This window comes from uncultured Roseovarius sp. (assembly GCF_963972555.1).
Lineage (GTDB): Bacteria > Pseudomonadota > Alphaproteobacteria > Rhodobacterales > Rhodobacteraceae > Roseovarius > Roseovarius mucosus.
Genome location: NZ_CAXAUM010000004.1, coordinates 278,240 through 295,416, shown reverse-complemented (window position 1 = coordinate 295,416; position 17,177 = coordinate 278,240). Strand labels below are relative to the sequence as shown.

Here is a 17,177-nt window from a genome sequence, read left to right as displayed (position 1 = left end):
GGCATGGCCAACCGGGTCAAGGTCAACGTGGAATGGGTCGATGCCGAGATTTTCGAGCGTGAAGATCCCGCCGCCCATCTCGAAGGCTTCCACGCCATTCTCGTGCCCGGTGGCTTTGGCGAACGCGGAACCGAAGGCAAGATCAAGGCCGCAGAATTCGCCCGCACCCGCAAGATCCCCTATCTTGGTATTTGCCTTGGCATGCAGATGGCCGTGATTGAGGCCGCGCGCAATGTGGCCGGCATGAAAGACGCCGGATCAGAAGAGTTCGACCACGAGGCAGGCAAGCGCCGGTTCGAGCCGGTGGTCTATCACCTCAAGGAATGGGTGCAGGGTAACGAAAAGGTGCAGCGCAAGGTCAGCGACGACAAGGGCGGCACCATGCGTCTTGGGGCCTATGATGCCGTGCTCAAGGACGGCAGCCGTGTGGCAGAGATTTACGGCGGCACCGCCATTGATGAGCGTCACCGCCACCGCTACGAGGTGGACACCAAGTATCGCGAGAAACTCGAAGGATGCGGCCTGACCTTCTCGGGCATGTCACCCGACGGACGCCTGCCCGAGATTGTGGAATGGTCGGATCACCCGTGGTTCATCGGCGTGCAATATCACCCGGAACTGAAATCCAAGCCCTTCGCGCCGCATCCGCTCTTTGCCGATTTCGTGCGCGCGGCGATTGCGACCTCGCGCCTCGTCTGAGGTGGGGTCACCCCTTGACGGGGAAGAGGAAACAGCGATCGCGCCGGATCATCAGCCAGAGCGCCTTGCCTGTTTTGGGCAGGAATACATTGGGCACGGTCGCCTTGAGCAGCGATCCGTCGTGATCCATACGAAATTCGACCAGGCTCTCGGACCCCATGAAGCGCGCGCGCTCGACCACGCCGCGCGCCGGGGTGCCATCCTGCGGCGTGGGGTTCGGGCCGCGCCCATGCCGGTCAAAGTCGATCTTGATATGCTGAGGGCGAATGACAACTTCGACTTCACTGCCCTCGTACGCCCCAGGCGCGAGGAACTGACCAAAGGGCGTATCGACCAACGAGCCGCGCACCCGCCCCCGGATCACGTTGATTTCGGAGAAGAACGCCATTGCGCTGCGATCTACAGGGGCGTTGTAGACGTTATAGGGCGCGCCTTGCTGCACGATCCGCCCGTCCCGCATGAGTGCGATTTCATCGGCCATACGCATCGCCTCTTCCGGCTCATGCGTGACCAATAGGACGGCCGTATCCTGTTCCCGCAGGATTTCAAGCGTCTCGTCACGGATGCCATCGCGCAGGCGATTGTCCAAGCCCGAGAACGGCTCGTCCATCAGCATGATGCCGGGACGCGGCGCAAGCGCCCGGGCAAGCGCCACACGCTGTTGCTCGCCCCCCGAAAGCTCGTGCGGATAGGCATTGAGATAGCGCGAGAGGCCCACCCGCTCGAGCAGCTCGCCGACCCGCGCCATCTTGGCGGATTTGTCCCCGCTCAGACCAAAGGCCACGTTCTGCGCCACGCTCAGATGCGGAAAGAGCGCAAAATCCTGAAACATCAGGCCGATATGCCGACGCTCCGGGGGCACGCGATACACCGTGTCACATACCAGGTTGCCATCCACCCAGATCTCACCGGAATCCTGCATCTCGACCCCGGCGATCATCCGCAGCGTCGTGGATTTACCACAGCCCGAAGGCCCGAGCAGACAGGTCACATGCCCCGGCATCACCCGCAACGAGACGTCATTAACCACATGCCGCCCATCATAGCGGCGCGTCAGGTTCTTGATTTCAAGCCGGGGAATTGGGGTCTGCACCGGGGCCTCTTGGTCTTTCCGATTAATTCTATCGGGTTTTGTCCGCAGGAAATATCAACCCCTCGCCCCCAGTGCAAGCCATATGGCTGCGGCCCGTTGACAGCCCCGCGCAGAGGTGTTTGGGTTACACGACATTTCACCCTCAGGAGTTTCTCCCATGCGGATTTTCACCGGCGCTCTGGTTGCGCTCTTCCTTGCTTTCCCCGTCCATGCACAGGACGACCGCGCCGCGCGAGTAGCCATTGCCAAAGAGTATGTCGACGCGACCATGACCGATGCCGATATTCAAGAGTTCATTCGCCAACTCTGGCAACCCATGATTCAACAAATGGCCGCCAACCGCCAACGGATGTCCGAAGAGCAGATTATGCAAATCGACAAGCTCTTTCTGGATCACCTGACACAGCCTCTGACTGATGTGATGCGCAAACAGGATCAGGTCATGGCTGACCTCATGACCCTCGAAGAGCTGACCGCGCTGCGTGATTTCTACCTGTCTGAGCATGGCGGCGCTGTCATGCGCAAGATGCCGCAACTGGCCCAAATTCAGCAGCCGATGATCTCCGCCGTCCTGCAAGAGGCGATGCCGGAAATGATGCCCAAAATCCAGGAAATCACTACGCCAAAGTAAGAGCGCACTCCGGCGCGCCCTTATGCTTTGGGCAGGTCCATCATGGCGGTGAACTCGGCCTCTGCGGCGAGTTCACCTTCGACCTCTGCAAGACCCGAAAACTTCCACACCTTGCCCCCCGGCTTGCCGCGCGTCGTGCGCAGTTTCATTTCCAGGACATCGCCCGGTACCACCATTCGGCGAAATTTCGCGCTGTCGATGGCCATGAAATAGACCAGCATATTACGGTCCTGCATCTCAAGCGCCGCACCTACCATCACGGCGGCGGTCTGCGCCATCGCCTCGATGATGGTGACGCCGGGCATAATTGGCTTGCCGGGAAAGTGCCCTTGGAAATGCGGCTCGTTCATCGTCACATTCTTGATGCCCCGTGCCGACTGATACCCGTCGATATCCACCACCTTGTCCACCAAGAGAAAGGGGTAGCGATGCGGGATGATCCGCTGGATCAGATGTATATCTGCGGATTTGAGGGACTCGGTCATGGGTTGTCCTTTCACGTGCCTTGCCCCTTGTGCCTAGCAATCTGCGCGGCACGGGGCAAGATTACTTGCGTTGCCTAGTCTTTCGTTGGGGCGGATTGGTCTGGTGTCAGGGGACCCACGCCGATCTTCGCGTTGATCCGTTGCACGGCAAGTTCGGTGACATCCGACGCGCTGGTATGCAGCATCACCGTCCGCCCATCAATCATCACCATTGCATTGGCCTCGTTCAGCAATTCCGTCAGCACCGGCTGCACCACGCGCATGAACTGGATGGGGATCAATTCGCGCCGCCGTTCCAGCTCCCGTGACAGACGCTCGCTCTCCAACCGCAGCTCCTCGACTCGTTGGTCGAACGCATCCGCCAACTCTCGGAATTCATTGGCAGGCGTCGTGCCACGCAGAGCTGTCAGGCGTTGCTCTTCCGCCTCCAACTCTTGCGCGACCTTTTCGTTATAAGCGATCAGCCGATCCCGCTCGGCCTGGATTTCTGCCTGCAGACGCTTGCCATAGTCGGATTCCAGCAACATGCGCTCAGGGTCGATCACCAGCACGTTGCTCTGGATCACGCCCATCTGTTGCGCCGACACAGGAAAGGCCGCGCCAAGGGACAACCCAAGGCACAGCCCAACCCCGGCAAGCGCCGCACGCATGCCTAGAATTCCGTGCGGACGGTCAGGTCGAACTGCTGTTCGATGTCACCGGGTTCCTTCTCCAGCGCCTTGGAGAAATTCATCCGGATCGGACCAAAGGGCGACGACCAAAACACCGAAAAGCCGATCACGTGCCGCGCCTTGAACCCGGTCGAGGACAGCGTGTTGCCCGGCGCAACGGAACCCCTATTGCCAATCCCCCAGATCGAGCCGATATCGTAAAAGGCCCCCCCGGTGATGCCATATTCATCAGGCAGACCAAGCGGGAACTCCGCCTCGAACTTGAGCGCCGCAAAAAAATCACCGCCCAACAATTCATTACCCTCGATTGGACCCATGCCATTCGGCTCGAACCCACGTATCACCTGAGATCCAAAGCGATTGAGGAACCGACTATCACGACTACCCGAGAAATTGAGCGCGCCACCTTCAAGGATTGCGCGGATCGTAACGTCCTCATTCAAGATCGCCGTTTGCCCCACCAGTCGCGCCGTGGTCTTGATGAAATCGTTGTCCCCGCCAAGCCCAGCAAATTCCTGACCAAAGGATAGGAGAATGCCAGCTTTTGGATTCAGACCACCCGCCCTCGTGTCATAGCTGAAATTATAGCCCACCGAACTGGTCCATAGCCCGCCTTGTGCAATCTCGTTCTGCAGAATGCCGGACGTGCCCTGATAATCCGTCATATCCTCGTAACTGACGTTGTAATAGAGGTTCAGGCGCGTATTCTCGCCGGTCGGAAAGGTCAGGCTGGGCCGGAATGTACCGATGGCCGTGTCGAACAGGCTGTTGTCGCTTTCCGTTTCCTGAAAAGAGAAATCAAGCCCAAGCGCCACATCTCGCCCGAGAAACGCCGGCTCAACAAAACCCAAGTTGTAGTTGATGTTATCCGCCGTCGCCAGAATCTGCGCGGTCAGTTGCTGACCACGACCGATGAAGTTGCGCTCAGAAAAGCCAAGCGAAATGCCAAGACCCGAGTTGGTCGAGAAACTTGCCCCGACCGACACAGTGCCGGTGGTGGTCTCCTCGACATCGGTTTCAATCACAACCTGATCGGGGCGCGACCCCTCGCGGGCGTTCACATCGACATCCTTGAAATAGCCCAAGGCGCGAATGCGGTCCGCCGCCTGTTGAATCGAGCGGGGATTGAACGGATCACCCTCTGCCTGATCAAACTGACGCCGGATGACCCGGTCGAGCGTGGTGGTGTTGCCCTCAATGTCGATCCGCTCGACAAAAATGCGCGGGCCGCGTTGGAGAACGAACTCAACATCCAGGGTCAGATCGCGGTCATTGCGGGTGATCCGCGGCTCGACACGCATGAAGTCGACACCATTCTTGATCGCCAATCGCTCCATCCGGGCGATGGAACTTTCGACCAACGTCGGCGAGTAGACCACGCCCGGCTTGATCTTGAGCGTGTCGTCATAGATCTCGGCCTCGACCCCGTTCATCTCGCTGACGGTCGTGATCTCACCAAAGCGGAACTGCTGACCTTCCTGAACGTTGAAGGTAATGAAATACGCATCCCGTTCGCGCGCCAGTTCGGCGTTGGTGCCTGTCACGCGGAAATCGACAAAACCGCGCGAATTGTAGAAATCGGTCAACACCTGCCGGTCGAAATTGACCCGATCCTCAACGAAAGTATCCCGTTCGATCAATGCGCGCAGAATGCCGGTCTGCTTGCTCTCGACCACACGCCGCAGACGCCTGTCGGAAAATGCCTTGTTCCCGACAAACCCGATACGTTGAACCTCGATCTTGCGGCCTTCAAAGATTTCGAACACAAGATCAACGCGGTTGTCGCTCCGGCGGATCACCTTGGGCGTTACCCGTGCCGCGATGCGGCCGTTCTGACTATACGCTTCCGAGATGATTCCCGCGTCCCGCTCGGCCTGTGTCGGGCTGAACACCTGACGCGGCTTGCTCTGGATGAAACCAGCAAGGTCGTCATCCTTGATCTTGTCATTACCCTCGAAGGCGATCTGGTTGATCGTCGGAAACTCGACCACACGAATCAAGAGATTGCTTCCCTGCGGCACCAGTTCGACATCTTCGAAGAGGCCTGAGCCAAGGATCTTTTGATAGGCGTCATTCAACTGTCCCGCCGAGACAGTCTCATTGCGCGCGATACCCGCATAGGACAGAATCGTTCCCGTTTCGATCCGCTGGTTTCCCTCGATCGCAACAGAAGAAAAGCGGTAGGATTGCGCCTCAGCGCGCTGGCCCGTCCCGATCAGGAAAGCAACGAAAAAGAGCGCGAAGACAACACCCGCGCCTATCCGCGCCGCAAGAGAAAGAATACGGCTCTTCGGCCGGTCCACGTCGCGATCATTCATTGCTCAAACCCAGTCAGACATCCCATTAACGATGTCAGTAACCCGTCTGTCTGGCCTTGTCAAAATGCGAGTGCGGGCCGTGTTATGTCCGGGCCTAAAGCGTCCCGATATAGGCTGCTGCCAACAGAGCCGCCCCAAGGGTTGCGACAAAAAGCAGGAAATCCGCGTTCACGTGCAACAGCACGCGCGCCCCTTGATAACCATTTCTGATCTGTTGCATGTCCTGCCTCGGTATCGAAAGTTGTGGAACGCCACGAAAGTGGCACTGACATTCGGCGGTATCACGACCAGAATGTGGCAAAATTCTGACAAGCAGTCTCGGCGCGTGAAAAATCTCAGGTATCTTGCGCTCCAGCCGGGCCACGTGCGGCCATAAAACGCCGAAGGCGCGCCAATCCTTCTTCAATATCCGCAGTGGCACGGGCATAGGAGAACCGCAGCGTGCCCGCACCGCGCACCGGGTCGAAATCCAGCCCTGGCGTGACCGCGACGCCCGCCTTGTCCAGAATTTCAGCAGCAAAGGCGCGGCTGTCATGGGTCAGGTGACTGACATCGGCATAGACGTAAAACGCCCCATCCGGCGGCGCGATACGATCAAAACCAGCCTTGGGCAGCCCCTCCAGCATCAGCGCGCGGTTGCACCGGTAGACCGCCATATTCGCCTCCAGCTCTTCGCCGCAGTCCATCGCAGCAAGCGCCGCAACCTGACTCGCATGGGGCGGGCAGATAAAGAGATTCTGTGCCAGGCGCTCGATCACCCGCACATGATCCTCGGGCACGACCATCCAGCCGATCCGCCAGCCCGTCATGGAAAAATACTTGGAAAAAGAATTGATCACATAACAGTCGTCGGTGATCTCCAAGGCCGAGACCGCGCGCCGCTCGTACTCGATCCCGTGGTAAATTTCGTCACTGATAAAGGCCGCGCCCTGCCCTTCGGCGGCTGAAATCAACCCGGCAAGCGCTGTGCGATCCAACATGGTCCCGGACGGATTCGCCGGGCTGGCCACCAATAGCCCTTGCAGGTTCTGTCCCGTCAGGTCACCCGGCACCGGCTGCAAGCGGTTTTCCGCCGCCGTCTGAATATCCACCGGCACAAGATCAAGCGCACGCAAAATCTGGCGATAGCTGGGATAGCCAGGTGCGCCGATCCCGACCCGGTCGCCCGCGTCAAAAAGCGCGGTAAAGGCAAGAATGAATCCACCAGAAGAACCGGGCGTGATCACCACGCGCTCGGGGTTCAGATCGACATCGTACCACTCTCCGTAGAGCTTCGCGATCCGCGCCCTGAGCGCCGGCAACCCAAGTGCCACGGTATAGCCCATGGCCTCTGTCGCCATGGTCCGGGCAAGGGCCGCTCGCGCGCCTTCGGGCGCGGGCGTGCCAGGCTGGCCCACTTCCATGTGAATAATATGACGCCCCTCGGCCTCGGCACGGCGGGCCGCCTCCATGACATCCATCACGATAAAGGGATCAACTTGGCTCCGGGTTGAGTTCCGCACTGGTTTTCTCCTAGACTGACCCCACATGTGACCCGTCTCACTGGAAAAGGCCGCCAAGGTCAATGCTGCTTCTCCGTCTCGCCCTGCTCTCGCTCCTTCTGTCGCTGGCCCTGCCGGCGCGTGCCGTGACGTTGCTGCGCGATCCCGACATTGAACAAGCGCTACGCGCTCTTGCAACGCCGGTCCTTCGGGCTGCGGGGCTCAGCCCTGCGCGCGTTGATATCCTGTTGATTGACGATTCGAGCATGAATGCCTTTGTCATCGACGCCGACAGTATCTTCATCCACTCCGGATTGATCCTGCGTATGGACACACCAGCCATGCTCCAATCGGTCATCGCCCATGAGGCCGCGCATATCGCCAATGGGCATCTGATGCGCCGCCCGATCAATGCCCGCAACGCCCGCACAGCGGCGGCCCTTGGAACCGCGCTTGCGGCAGTTGCGGGGGCAGCGGCGGGCAGCGGTGAATTCGCGGCGGGTGCCGCCGCCGGGCTTCAAGGGGCCGCGATACGCAGCTTCTTTTCGCACACCCGCGCCGAAGAAAACGCCGCAGACGCCAGCGGTATGCGCTTTTTGTTGACCGCAGGCATCGACTTGCACGGCGCGGTGCAGGTGATGGAGCTTTTCCAGGGACAAGAGGCGCTTTCGGTCAGCCGCCAGGATGCCTATGCCCGCACCCACCCCCTCTCGCGCGATCGCTTTCGCCGGATCGCCCAATTGGCCGAAGCGCAGGGCAAAACCGTCGCCCCTGACCCCGAGGCGACCTATTGGTTTGCCCGCGCCAAGAGCAAGCTGTCGGCCTTTCAACGCTCGCCCAAATGGACCCTGACCCGCGCTGGCGAATATGGCTATCAAGACGTCAAACTGATGCGGCAGGCCATCGCCTATCACCGGCAGGCCGACCTGCGCCGCGCCCTGACGGCCATTGACGGGGCCGTAGCGCTTCGGCCCAACGATCCCTACCTGCACGAATTGCGCGGCCAGATCCTGATGGAAAGCCGTCAGATCAAGCCCGCCGTCGCCGCCTATGCCCGCGCAGCCAACCTCGCCCCCAACAACGCGCTCATCCTTGGGGCCTATGGCCGCGCCCTCCTCGCGGACAATCAGACACAAAAAGCCGTGAAATTTCTCGAAACCGCCCGCAGCCGCGATGGCCGCGATATTCGTATCCTGCGTGATCTGGCCCAGGCCAATGCCAAGCTGGGCAACAACGGAATGGCCTCGGTGCTGACCGCCGAACGATATGCCATCGCAGGGAAGTTCAAAGATGCCAAGATCCACGCCGAACGCGCGTCTAATCTCTTGCCCCGTGGCTCTGCCGCGTGGCAAAGAGCGCAGGATGTGCTTTTCGCCGCAGAAGCCGAAGAAAAACGGAGAAAATGATCCCGATGCCACGCTCGATCCTGACCGCCGCCAGTCTTGGCCTCTGCTTAGCCCTCGCGCAGCCCGCCGCAGCCCTCGATCTAGAGAGCCTGACCGATGCCGAGCGCACGCTCTTGCGCGCCGAAATCCGCGACTATCTGCTCGCAAACCCCGAGGTGATCATGGAAGCGGTCGCCGTATTGGAACAGCGCGAGGCGCAAACCCAGGCACAGGCCGACAGTGATCTGGTCAAGGTCAATGCCGAAGCGCTGTTCAACGATCCCAGCTCCTGGGTCGGTGGCAACCCGGAGGGCGACCTGACACTGGTTGAATTCATGGATTATCGGTGCAGCTATTGCCGCCGCGCCTATGATGACGTCAAGGGCCTGTTGGCCGCCGATGGCAATATCCGCTTTATCATCAAGGAATTCCCGATCCTCGGCGAGGAATCGGTGCTGGCCTCACGCTTTGCCATCGCCACCCGTCAGGTTGCAGGGGACGAGGCCTATAAATCCGTGCACGATGCGCTGATGACCTATTCTGGCAGCATGAACGAAACCGGCTTTTCGCGGCTGGCCGATACCTTGGGTCTTGATGCCACGGGAATCATCGCCGAGATGAACAGCGACGCGGTGACACAAGTGATTGCGGCAAACCATGCCCTTGGCCAGCGGATGCAGATCAGCGGCACGCCCTCTTTCGTTCTGGGCGACCAGATGCTGCGCGGCTACCTGCCGCAAGACGCCATGCAGCGCATCGCCGACGAGATCCGCGCGCAATAACCATGCGCAATCTGCCTCTATTGACCGCCCTCCTGCTGGGGGCGGCCACCTCTGCCTATGCACAGGATCTGCCGCAGCAGTCGCGCACGACCTTGGGCGAGGCGATCCGCTCGGTCTTGATCGACACGCCCAGCCTGCTTGCGCCGATCACGGACCCCGCACCAATCACCGGCGCTGATCTCTATGCCGATGAGGCGACGCGCGATCTGGACCTGCTGGCTCGGGCCGCCCCCCGCCTCTTTGCCCCAGGCTTGCACAGTTTCGGCACGGAGGGCGCAGTGCCTTCCATCGCCTTCTTCACTCAAAGCGACTGTCCTGATTGCGCCATGGCCGAGGCCGAGTTGCGCGCCCTCGCAGCGCGGCTAGGCCTGCGCGTCACCCTCTTTGACATGGCCGAGGACGCGGCCCTTGCCGCAGAACTTGGCCTCGACATGGCCCCCTCTTATGTCCTGCCCGACATGATGCTGCGCGGGGCCATGCCCGCTATCGTGCTCGAAAAATACCTGCGCCCCTGAACGCAAAAGGCGCGCCACTTGGGCGCGCCTCTTGTTTGCATCTGTCATTCAGGCTCAGTTGACCAGCGTTGCCGCCGCCGCCTGTGCCATGGCGTCGATCCCGAACATATTGACGATGCCAAGCAGCATCACCGCCGCCGATCCCATCAGGAACAGCCACTGCACCGCGGAACGCCCGGTTTGAAGCCCCGTGCCCTCTTCGCCAAAATACATGTAGAATACGATCCGCAGATAGTAGAAGGCACCGATCACAGAGGCGATCACCCCGGCAATCGCCAGCCATGCCAGCCCGCCCTCATAGGCCGCGCGCAGCACATAAAGCTTGCCGAAAAAGCCCAAGAGCGGCGGCACACCGGCCAGGCTGAATAACAGGATCAGCATGGCAAGCGCCCGGCCCGGTTCGGCGCGGGAATACATCGCAAGGCTGCGAATATCCGTGACCGGCTGCCCGTCCCGCTCCATCGACAGGATAAAGGCGAAGGTGCCTACGTTCATCGTCACATAAATCGCCATGTAGATCAGCATCGCCTGCACGCCAAAGGCGGTGCCCGCCGCCAGCCCCATCAGCGCATAACCCATATGAGCAATCGAGGAATAGGCCATCAGACGCTTGATATCGGTCTGACCAATCGCCGCCACCGCGCCCAGGAACATCGAAAGCAGCGCCAACAACGCGAGCACCTGCTGCCAATCCGCGACAACACCGCCAAACGCATCATGCACCACCCGCGCGAATAGCCCCATCGCCGCCATCTTGGGCGCGGTCGCAAAAAACGCGGTAATGGGCGTGGGCGCCCCCTCGTAGACGTCAGGCGTCCACATGTGGAACGGCACCGCCGAAATCTTGAACGCAAGGCCCGAGATGACAAAGACAAGACCGATCAAAAGGCCAACCGGCGCCTGACCGTCCGCAGCTGCGACGATCCCGGAAAAGAGCGTGGTGCCCGCATAGCCATAGGTCAGCGATGCGCCATAGAGCAACAAACCCGACGACAGCGCGCCCAGCACGAAATATTTGAGGCCCGCCTCGGTCGATTTCGCGCTGTCGCGGCGCAAGGAGGCCACGACATAGAGCGCCAGCGATTGCAACTCGAGCCCCATGTAGAGCGCCATCAGATCACCGGCGCTGACCATGACCATCATGCCCACAACGGCCAAGGCCACCAAGAGCGGATATTCAAACCGCAGGATACCGCGCCGCGACATGTAATCCTGTCCCAGAACAAGCACAGCCGCCGCCGACACAAGGATCGTGACCTTGGCAAAGCGCGCAAAGCCGTCATCGTTGAACATGCCGCCAAAGGCGGTGCGCGTGCCCTCTCCCGAGGCCCCAATCCACACCGCCAAGAGCGTGAAGAGACCCGCCGTCAGCCAGACCAGTGGACTCGCCATGCGGTCCTGTCCGGTATAGGCCACGCCCAACAGCGCCAAGAGCGCATAGACCGAGAGAACGATCTCGGGCAGGATTATGGATAGATCAGCCTGCATGTCTCAGGGCCTCCGGTTCAATGCGAGGTTTCGGCATGTTGCGTCGTGGTCTCAGCCATCGCCTGTGCCGTCTCAACGTTGGAAATCAGCGCCTCGACCGAGGGGCCGGTGATATCGGTCACAAGCCGGGGATAGATACCCAGCAAGAGCGTCATCACCACCAGCGGCGCAAAGATTGCCCGCTCGCGTTTGGTCATGTCGGTGATCGTCCGCAGGCTCTCCTTGATCAGATCGCCCATTACTACCCGCCGATAGAGCCAGAGCGCATAGGCCGCCGACAGGATCACACCCGTCGTGGCCACCGCCGCCACCCATGTGTTGACCTGGAAAATACCGACCAGTGTCAGGAATTCCCCAATGAAACCAGAGGTCCCCGGCAGGCCGACATTGGCCATGGTAAAGAACATGAAGATCAGCGCATAGGCCGGCATCCGGTTCACGAGACCGCCATAAGCGTCAATCTCGCGGGTGTGCATCCGGTCATAGATCACGCCCACGCAGAGAAAGAGCGCACCCGAGATAAAGCCATGGCTCAGCATCTGGAAAATCGCACCATCCACGCCCTGCTGATTGGCTGCGAAAATCCCCATGGTCACATAACCCATATGCGCCACAGACGAATAAGCGATCAGCTTTTTCATATCCGACTGCGCCAGAGCCACCAGCGAAGTATAGACAATCGCAATGGCACTCATCCACAGCACCAGCGGCGTCAGCACCTCTGCCCCCACCGGGAACATCGGCAGGCTGAAGCGCAAGAAGCCATAGCCGCCCATCTTCAAGAGGATCGCCGCCAGCACGACCGAACCTGCGGTCGGCGCCTGCACGTGGGCGTCGGGCAACCATGTATGCACCGGCCACATAGGCATCTTCACCGCAAAGCTGGCAAAGAACGCGAGGAACATCAGCGTCTGCATGCCACCGATCACATGCACGCCCAGAACCGAGAAAGTCTCGCTTTCGAACTCATGTTTCAGCAGTGCCGCAATATCCGTGGTGCCCGCATCCGAAAACATCGCAACCATCGCCACCAGCATCAGCACCGAGCCGAGGAAGGTGTAGAGGAAGAATTTGAACGACGCATAAATGCGTTCCTTGCCGCCCCAGATACCGATGATCAGGAACATCGGAATCAGCCCCGCCTCGAAGAAGAGGTAGAAAAGCACAAGATCGAGTGCCATGAACACGCCCAGCATCAGCGTTTCCAACAGGAGGAAAGCGATCATGTACTCCTTGACGCGCGTTGTCACGCCCCAGGAGGCCGCAATCGTGAGCGGCATCATGAAGGTGGTGAGCATGACAAAGAGCACGCTGATCCCGTCCACCCCCATCTTGTATTTCAGCCCCAAGAGCCACTCGCGGTCCTCGACGAACTGAAATCCGGTGTTCGAGGCATCGAACTCGAACAGGATAAACAGGGACACGACAAAGGTCAGCGTCGTCGCTATCAGCGCCACCCATTTGGCATTGCGCTGCGCCGCCTCGTCCGAACCGCGCAGAAAGACCGCAAGAATTGCCGCCGCGACCGCCGGGATGAAGGTCACAATGGAAAGCAGGTTGTCCATCAGTTGGCTCCCCCGAAGATCGTCATCCAAGTCACCAGAACCGCGATTCCGATCACCATGGCAAAGGCATAGGTAAAGATGTAGCCGGATTGCGCCCGTCCGGCGATGCGGGTGAACCACGGGATGATCCCCATCGCCACACCGTTGATCGAGCCGTCGATCACGTCCCCGTCGCCACGTTTCCACAACAGATGGCCAAGCGCCTTGGCGGGCCGCACGAAGAGAAAATCAAAGATCTCGTCGAAATACCACTTGTTGAGCAGGAAGAGGTAGAGCGGGCGATTTGTCTCGGCCACGCGCCGGGGCATCGCCGGATCCCAGATATAGAACCAGACCGCCGTCAGGAACCCGATCAGCATCGCAACAAAGGGGCTGACCTTGACCCATTTCGGCGCATGATGCGCCTCATCCATCACGTGATTGTCGGGGTGCATGAAGATGGCCCCTTGCGGTGCCGTGGCATGCGCCATGTCGGCTACGGCCTCGTGCCCCTCTTGGGTGGCCGCTTCAGCATGACCCGTGCTGGCCTCGGCATCCGCCTCCGCACCATGCCCTTCAGAGGCCTCGGCGTGATGCGCTGGGATTCCAAAGAACTTGTTCACGGCCTCATGGCTGCCAAAGAAGCTGTTGTACCAGACCATCCCGGCAAAGACCGCGCCAAGCGCCAAGACACCCAGAGGCACCAGCATCACCATCGGGCTTTCATGTGCGTGCTCATGCGTGTGTTTGTCGCCGCGCGCCTCGCCAAAGAAGGTGAGGAAGATCAGACGCCAGCTGTAAAAAGAGGTAAACAGCGCCGCAATAACCAACATCCAGAAGGCATAACCGCCTTGTGTCCCCGCCCAGGCACTCTCGATCACAGCATCCTTGCTGAGGAACCCGGCAAAACCGATATGGGTGAGCGGAATGCCCACGCCAGTGATGGCCAGCGTCCCGATCATCATTGCCCAGAACGTATAAGGCAGCTTTTTGCGCAGACCGCCATAGTTGCGCATGTCCTGCTCGTGATGCATCCCGTGGATGACCGAACCCGCGCCCAGGAACAGCATCGCCTTGAAGAAGGCATGCGTGAAGAGGTGGAACATCGCCACCGAATAGACGCCCACGCCAGCGGCCACGAACATATAGCCAAGCTGCGAGCAGGTCGAATAGGCGATCACGCGCTTGATGTCATTCTGAACCAGACCCACTGTCGCGGCAAAAAACGCGGTCGTGGCCCCGAGGAAGACGACAAAGCTCATCGCCTCGGGCGCGTATTCCATCAGCGGCGACATGCGACACACAAGGAAGACACCCGCTGTCACCATGGTCGCCGCGTGAATGAGCGCCGACACCGGGGTCGGGCCTTCCATCGCGTCCGGCAACCAAGTGTGCAGGAACAGCTGCGCCGATTTACCCATCGCGCCCACAAAGAGCAGGAAGGCAATCAGATTGGCCGCGTTCCATTCGGTCCACAGGAACGTCAACTGCGTTTCCGCCAGCATCGGGGCCGCGGCAAAGATGTCGTCGAACTTGATCGAGTCCGTCAGGAAGTAGAGCGCCATGATGCCAAGCGCAAAACCGAAATCCCCCACCCGGTTCACCACGAAGGCCTTGATCGCGGCGGCATTGGCACTGGGTTTGCGGAAATAGAAGCCGATCAGCAGGTAAGAAGCAACGCCCACACCTTCCCAGCCAAAGAACATCTGCAAGAGATTATCCGACGTCACCAGCATCAGCATCGCGAAAGTGAAGAACGACAGATAGGCAAAGAACCGCGGCCGATAGCTCTCGTTCTCGCGGAAATTGTCGTCATGCGCCATGTAGCCCATGGAATAGAGATGAACGAGCGCCGAGACGGTGGTGATCACGATGAGCATGATCGCGGTCAGCCGGTCCCGCCGGATCGCCCAGGCTGTATCCAGCGTGCCCGACTGTACCCAGTCGAGGATATGCACCTGATGCGTGACGCCGTCATGCCCCAGAAATACAATCCAGCTTAGGATACAGGACAGGAACAACAGTCCGGTGGTCAACCATTGCGCGCCCTTGTCGCCAAGGATGCGCCAGCCAAAACCCGCTAGAAGCGCGCCCACGAGAGGCGCGAAGAGGAGAGTGGTTTCCATGGCTTCAGCCTTTCATCACATTGGCGTCTTCGACGGCGATCGTGCCGCGATTGCGGAAGAAACAGACAAGAATTGCGAGGCCGATGGCGGCCTCTGCGGCAGCGACGGTCAGCACAAAGAGCGTGAACACTTGCCCTACCATGTCCCCCAGATGCGCCGAAAACGCCACAAGGTTGATATTCACCGAAAGCAGCATAAGTTCGATGGACATCAACAGGATGATGACATTCTTGCGGTTCAGAAAGAGGCCAAAGATGCCGATGACGAACAGCGCTGCCGCCACCGTCAGATAATGTTCAAGTCCGATCATCGTTTCACCCTCTGACCCTCAATCTTCTTCTTTTCACGATGCGCAGGACGTACGCGCCCAACAGCATCTTAACACTCCAAATCGCGGCCAACCCCGCCAGCCCGACGGCAGACACCGCGTGATGCAGAAGCTCCGCCATCAGAGCCCCTGCCCCGGTTTCACGTCCCTGAGCTCCATCGCCTTGGCAGGGTCGCGATACATCTGCGCCAGCACATCCTGCCGCTTGACGTCCGTCCGGTGCCGCAGCGTCAGCACGATTGCGCCGATCATCGCCACGAGCAGGATCAGCCCCGAAAGCTGGAACAGGATGAAATATTGATCATAAAGCAACAGCCCCAAGGCGGCGGTATTCTCGACCCCATCGGGCGTCACTGCGCGGCGCGCGGCCTCAGCCCCATCCGCCATCTGCCAATTGCCGAACGCCAACCCGAATTGCATGAGCAGGATCACCCCGATCAACAGAGCCAGCGGCATGTATTTCGCCATTTCCGCCTTCAACTCGGCGAAATCAACATCAAGCATCATCACCACGAAGAGGAAAAGCACCGCAACCGCGCCCACGTAGACGATGATGAGCAGCATCGCCACAAACTCGGCCCCCAACAGCACGAACAGCCCCGCTGCGCTGATAAAGGACAGGATCAGCCACAGCACCGAATGCACCGGGTTACGGCTGACAACCGTCATCAACCCGCCGGTCAAGAGCGACACTGCAAAGAGATAAAAGGCCATGGCCGCAAACGTCATTTGTCTTTTCCTTCCTTGTCGCCTTGGTCCATGACCTCACGGGCGAAATCCATGGCGCGCGTCATCGAGGGGATACCGGCGAACATCGCCATCTGTGCGATGGTCTCGGCAATCTCGTCGCGTGTCGCCCCGGCCTCAAGTGCATGGCGCACGGTCATGCGGATTTGCGTGTCGCTCTGTGCGCCCAGCATGGTCAACCCCGCAAGCGTCAAGAGCAGGCGCGTCTTGGCATCCAGCCCCTCCTTGTTCAACCCCTTGCCAAAGCTCATTTCCATGAAATCCTTGGGCATGGTCGGCCAGAGGGTCTCGAACCCTTTGGGCGAAAAGGATTCAAGCGCCGGGTTGAGCGCCTTGGCCATTTCCTGAGCCTGACGCATCATCATCTCGAAGGGGTTGGTGGGATCGCTCATCGGTAGGGTGCATCCATCTCGAGGTTGCGGGCAATTTCGGCCTCCCAACGGTCGCCATTGGCCAAAAGCCGCGCTTTGTCATAGAACAATTCTTCGCGGGTTTCGGTGGCGAACTCGAAATTCGGCCCCTCGACGATGGCATCCACGGGACAGGCCTCCTGACAGAAGCCGCAATAGATGCATTTCGTCATGTCGATGTCATAGCGCGTGGTGCGGCGGCTGCCGTCGTCTCGGGGTTCCGCATCAATCGTGATGGCCTGCGCCGGGCAGATCGCCTCGCAGAGCTTGCACGCGATACAGCGTTCTTCGCCATTGGGGTAGCGGCGCAACGCATGTTCGCCCCGGAACCGCACCGAAAGCGGGCCTTTTTCATGCGGATAATTCACAGTGGCCTTGGGCGCGAAAAAGTATTTCAACCCAAGTTTGAACCCTTTGAAGAAGTCGGAGAGCAGGAAATACCCCGCCGCGCGTCCGTAATCTATCTTGGTCATG

Annotated in this window: 18 protein-coding genes; 5 read left to right on the top strand and 13 right to left on the bottom strand. The window is 59.8% G+C overall.

The window, feature by feature from the left end; genetic code table 11:
* Positions 1 to 699 (top strand): gamma-glutamyl-gamma-aminobutyrate hydrolase family protein (locus AACZ65_RS06300; RefSeq protein ID WP_339668980.1); only part of this gene is annotated, 699 nt, incomplete at its 5' end.
* Positions 700 to 706: 7 nt separating this feature from the next.
* On the opposite strand, the gene AACZ65_RS06295 is transcribed toward AACZ65_RS06300, so the two are convergent.
* Positions 707 to 1,792: an ABC transporter ATP-binding protein gene (locus AACZ65_RS06295; protein WP_339668979.1), complete on the bottom strand. Its 1,086-nt coding sequence runs from the start codon at positions 1,790 to 1,792 to the stop codon at positions 707 to 709.
* 157 nt (positions 1,793 to 1,949) lie between these two features.
* Here AACZ65_RS06295 and AACZ65_RS06290 point away from each other — a divergent pair, with 157 nt between their 5' ends.
* Positions 1,950 to 2,423 carry a DUF2059 domain-containing protein gene (locus AACZ65_RS06290; protein ID WP_339668977.1) on the top strand — a complete coding sequence of 158 codons (474 nt, stop codon included), beginning with the start codon at positions 1,950 to 1,952 and terminating at the stop codon, positions 2,421 to 2,423.
* A gap of 20 nt (positions 2,424 to 2,443) precedes the next feature.
* On the opposite strand, the gene fabZ is transcribed toward AACZ65_RS06290, so the two are convergent.
* The 5 genes from fabZ to AACZ65_RS06265 all read right to left on the bottom strand — a co-directional run bounded on the left by fabZ (position 2,444) and on the right by AACZ65_RS06265 (position 7,399).
* Complete coding sequence (fabZ, locus tag AACZ65_RS06285; protein ID WP_037271662.1) at positions 2,444 to 2,908, bottom strand: 3-hydroxyacyl-ACP dehydratase FabZ; 465 nt, start codon at positions 2,906 to 2,908, stop codon at positions 2,444 to 2,446.
* A gap of 74 nt (positions 2,909 to 2,982) precedes the next feature.
* Complete coding sequence (locus AACZ65_RS06280; RefSeq protein WP_339668976.1) at positions 2,983 to 3,558, bottom strand: OmpH family outer membrane protein; 576 nt, start codon at positions 3,556 to 3,558, stop codon at positions 2,983 to 2,985.
* A 2-nt stretch (positions 3,559 to 3,560) separates the two neighbouring features.
* Positions 3,561 to 5,897: an outer membrane protein assembly factor BamA gene (gene bamA, locus AACZ65_RS06275; protein WP_037271657.1), complete on the bottom strand. Its 2,337-nt coding sequence runs from the start codon at positions 5,895 to 5,897 to the stop codon at positions 3,561 to 3,563.
* A 94-nt stretch (positions 5,898 to 5,991) separates the two neighbouring features.
* Positions 5,992 to 6,117, bottom strand: a complete 126-nt coding sequence (locus tag AACZ65_RS06270; protein WP_339668974.1) for a hypothetical protein — start codon at positions 6,115 to 6,117, stop codon at positions 5,992 to 5,994.
* 115 nt (positions 6,118 to 6,232) lie between these two features.
* Entirely contained in the window at positions 6,233 to 7,399 is a 1,167-nt protein-coding gene (locus AACZ65_RS06265) for an aminotransferase class I/II-fold pyridoxal phosphate-dependent enzyme (protein ID WP_339668972.1), read from the bottom strand.
* Between the two features lie 62 nt (positions 7,400 to 7,461).
* Between AACZ65_RS06265 and AACZ65_RS06260 the strand changes: the two genes are divergently transcribed.
* From AACZ65_RS06260 to AACZ65_RS06250, 3 genes are read left to right on the top strand one after another with little or no spacing between them, the layout of a single operon-like run.
* Positions 7,462 to 8,784, top strand: a complete 1,323-nt coding sequence (locus AACZ65_RS06260; protein WP_339668970.1) for a M48 family metalloprotease — start codon at positions 7,462 to 7,464, stop codon at positions 8,782 to 8,784.
* Entirely contained in the window at positions 8,781 to 9,545 is a 765-nt protein-coding gene (locus tag AACZ65_RS06255) for a DsbA family protein (RefSeq protein WP_339668968.1), read from the top strand. Before AACZ65_RS06260 ends, AACZ65_RS06255 begins: the two co-directional genes overlap by 4 nt.
* Positions 9,546 to 9,547: 2 nt before the next feature.
* Entirely contained in the window at positions 9,548 to 10,060 is a 513-nt protein-coding gene (locus AACZ65_RS06250; protein WP_339668967.1) for a hypothetical protein, read from the top strand.
* A 54-nt stretch (positions 10,061 to 10,114) separates the two neighbouring features.
* Here AACZ65_RS06250 and nuoN read toward each other — a convergent pair whose 3' ends face one another.
* The 7 genes from nuoN to nuoI all read right to left on the bottom strand — a co-directional run bounded on the left by nuoN (position 10,115) and on the right by nuoI (position 17,176).
* Positions 10,115 to 11,548 carry an NADH-quinone oxidoreductase subunit NuoN gene (gene nuoN, locus AACZ65_RS06245; RefSeq protein ID WP_339668966.1) on the bottom strand — a complete coding sequence of 478 codons (1,434 nt, stop codon included), beginning with the start codon at positions 11,546 to 11,548 and terminating at the stop codon, positions 10,115 to 10,117.
* A 17-nt stretch (positions 11,549 to 11,565) separates the two neighbouring features.
* On the bottom strand, positions 11,566 to 13,113 hold the full coding sequence (locus AACZ65_RS06240; RefSeq protein ID WP_339668965.1) for an NADH-quinone oxidoreductase subunit M: 1,548 nt from the start codon (positions 13,111 to 13,113) through the stop codon (positions 11,566 to 11,568).
* Positions 13,113 to 15,218, bottom strand: coding sequence for an NADH-quinone oxidoreductase subunit L (gene nuoL, locus AACZ65_RS06235; RefSeq protein ID WP_339668964.1), 2,106 nt, complete (start codon positions 15,216 to 15,218; stop codon positions 13,113 to 13,115). The genes AACZ65_RS06240 and nuoL overlap by 1 nt, the downstream gene beginning before the upstream one ends.
* 4 nt (positions 15,219 to 15,222) lie before the next feature.
* Positions 15,223 to 15,528 carry an NADH-quinone oxidoreductase subunit NuoK gene (gene nuoK, locus AACZ65_RS06230; RefSeq protein WP_037271644.1) on the bottom strand — a complete coding sequence of 102 codons (306 nt, stop codon included), beginning with the start codon at positions 15,526 to 15,528 and terminating at the stop codon, positions 15,223 to 15,225.
* 138 nt (positions 15,529 to 15,666) lie between these two features.
* On the bottom strand, positions 15,667 to 16,275 hold the full coding sequence (locus AACZ65_RS06225) for an NADH-quinone oxidoreductase subunit J (protein WP_339668963.1): 609 nt from the start codon (positions 16,273 to 16,275) through the stop codon (positions 15,667 to 15,669).
* Positions 16,272 to 16,685, bottom strand: coding sequence for a carboxymuconolactone decarboxylase family protein (locus AACZ65_RS06220; RefSeq protein WP_037271640.1), 414 nt, complete (start codon positions 16,683 to 16,685; stop codon positions 16,272 to 16,274). The genes AACZ65_RS06225 and AACZ65_RS06220 overlap by 4 nt, the downstream gene beginning before the upstream one ends.
* Entirely contained in the window at positions 16,682 to 17,176 is a 495-nt protein-coding gene (gene nuoI, locus AACZ65_RS06215; RefSeq protein ID WP_037271638.1) for an NADH-quinone oxidoreductase subunit NuoI, read from the bottom strand. The genes AACZ65_RS06220 and nuoI overlap by 4 nt, the downstream gene beginning before the upstream one ends.
* Position 17,177: the final 1 nt, after the last annotated feature.

What these genes read in the sequence shown, in the direction of transcription:
- nuoI (WP_037271638.1), bottom strand. Translation starts at nt 17,176, where the DNA reads ATGACCAAGATAGATTACGGACGCGCGGCGGGGTATTTCCTGCTCTCC.
- AACZ65_RS06225 (WP_339668963.1), bottom strand. Translation starts at nt 16,275, where the DNA reads ATGACGTTTGCGGCCATGGCCTTTTATCTCTTTGCAGTGTCGCTCTTG.
- AACZ65_RS06240 (WP_339668965.1), bottom strand. Translation starts at nt 13,113, where the DNA reads ATGGACAACCTGCTTTCCATTGTGACCTTCATCCCGGCGGTCGCGGCG.
- AACZ65_RS06270 (WP_339668974.1), bottom strand. Translation starts at nt 6,117, where the DNA reads ATGCAACAGATCAGAAATGGTTATCAAGGGGCGCGCGTGCTGTTGCAC.
- AACZ65_RS06280 (WP_339668976.1), bottom strand. Translation starts at nt 3,558, where the DNA reads ATGCGTGCGGCGCTTGCCGGGGTTGGGCTGTGCCTTGGGTTGTCCCTT.
- fabZ (WP_037271662.1), bottom strand. Translation starts at nt 2,908, where the DNA reads ATGACCGAGTCCCTCAAATCCGCAGATATACATCTGATCCAGCGGATC.
- AACZ65_RS06260 (WP_339668970.1), top strand. Translation starts at nt 7,462, where the DNA reads ATGCTGCTTCTCCGTCTCGCCCTGCTCTCGCTCCTTCTGTCGCTGGCC.
- nuoN (WP_339668966.1), bottom strand. Translation starts at nt 11,548, where the DNA reads ATGCAGGCTGATCTATCCATAATCCTGCCCGAGATCGTTCTCTCGGTC.
- nuoK (WP_037271644.1), bottom strand. Translation starts at nt 15,528, where the DNA reads ATGATCGGACTTGAACATTATCTGACGGTGGCGGCAGCGCTGTTCGTC.
- bamA (WP_037271657.1), bottom strand. Translation starts at nt 5,897, where the DNA reads ATGAATGATCGCGACGTGGACCGGCCGAAGAGCCGTATTCTTTCTCTT.
- AACZ65_RS06250 (WP_339668967.1), top strand. Translation starts at nt 9,548, where the DNA reads ATGCGCAATCTGCCTCTATTGACCGCCCTCCTGCTGGGGGCGGCCACC.
- AACZ65_RS06255 (WP_339668968.1), top strand. Translation starts at nt 8,781, where the DNA reads ATGATCCCGATGCCACGCTCGATCCTGACCGCCGCCAGTCTTGGCCTC.
- AACZ65_RS06290 (WP_339668977.1), top strand. Translation starts at nt 1,950, where the DNA reads ATGCGGATTTTCACCGGCGCTCTGGTTGCGCTCTTCCTTGCTTTCCCC.
- nuoL (WP_339668964.1), bottom strand. Translation starts at nt 15,218, where the DNA reads ATGGAAACCACTCTCCTCTTCGCGCCTCTCGTGGGCGCGCTTCTAGCG.
- AACZ65_RS06220 (WP_037271640.1), bottom strand. Translation starts at nt 16,685, where the DNA reads ATGAGCGATCCCACCAACCCCTTCGAGATGATGATGCGTCAGGCTCAG.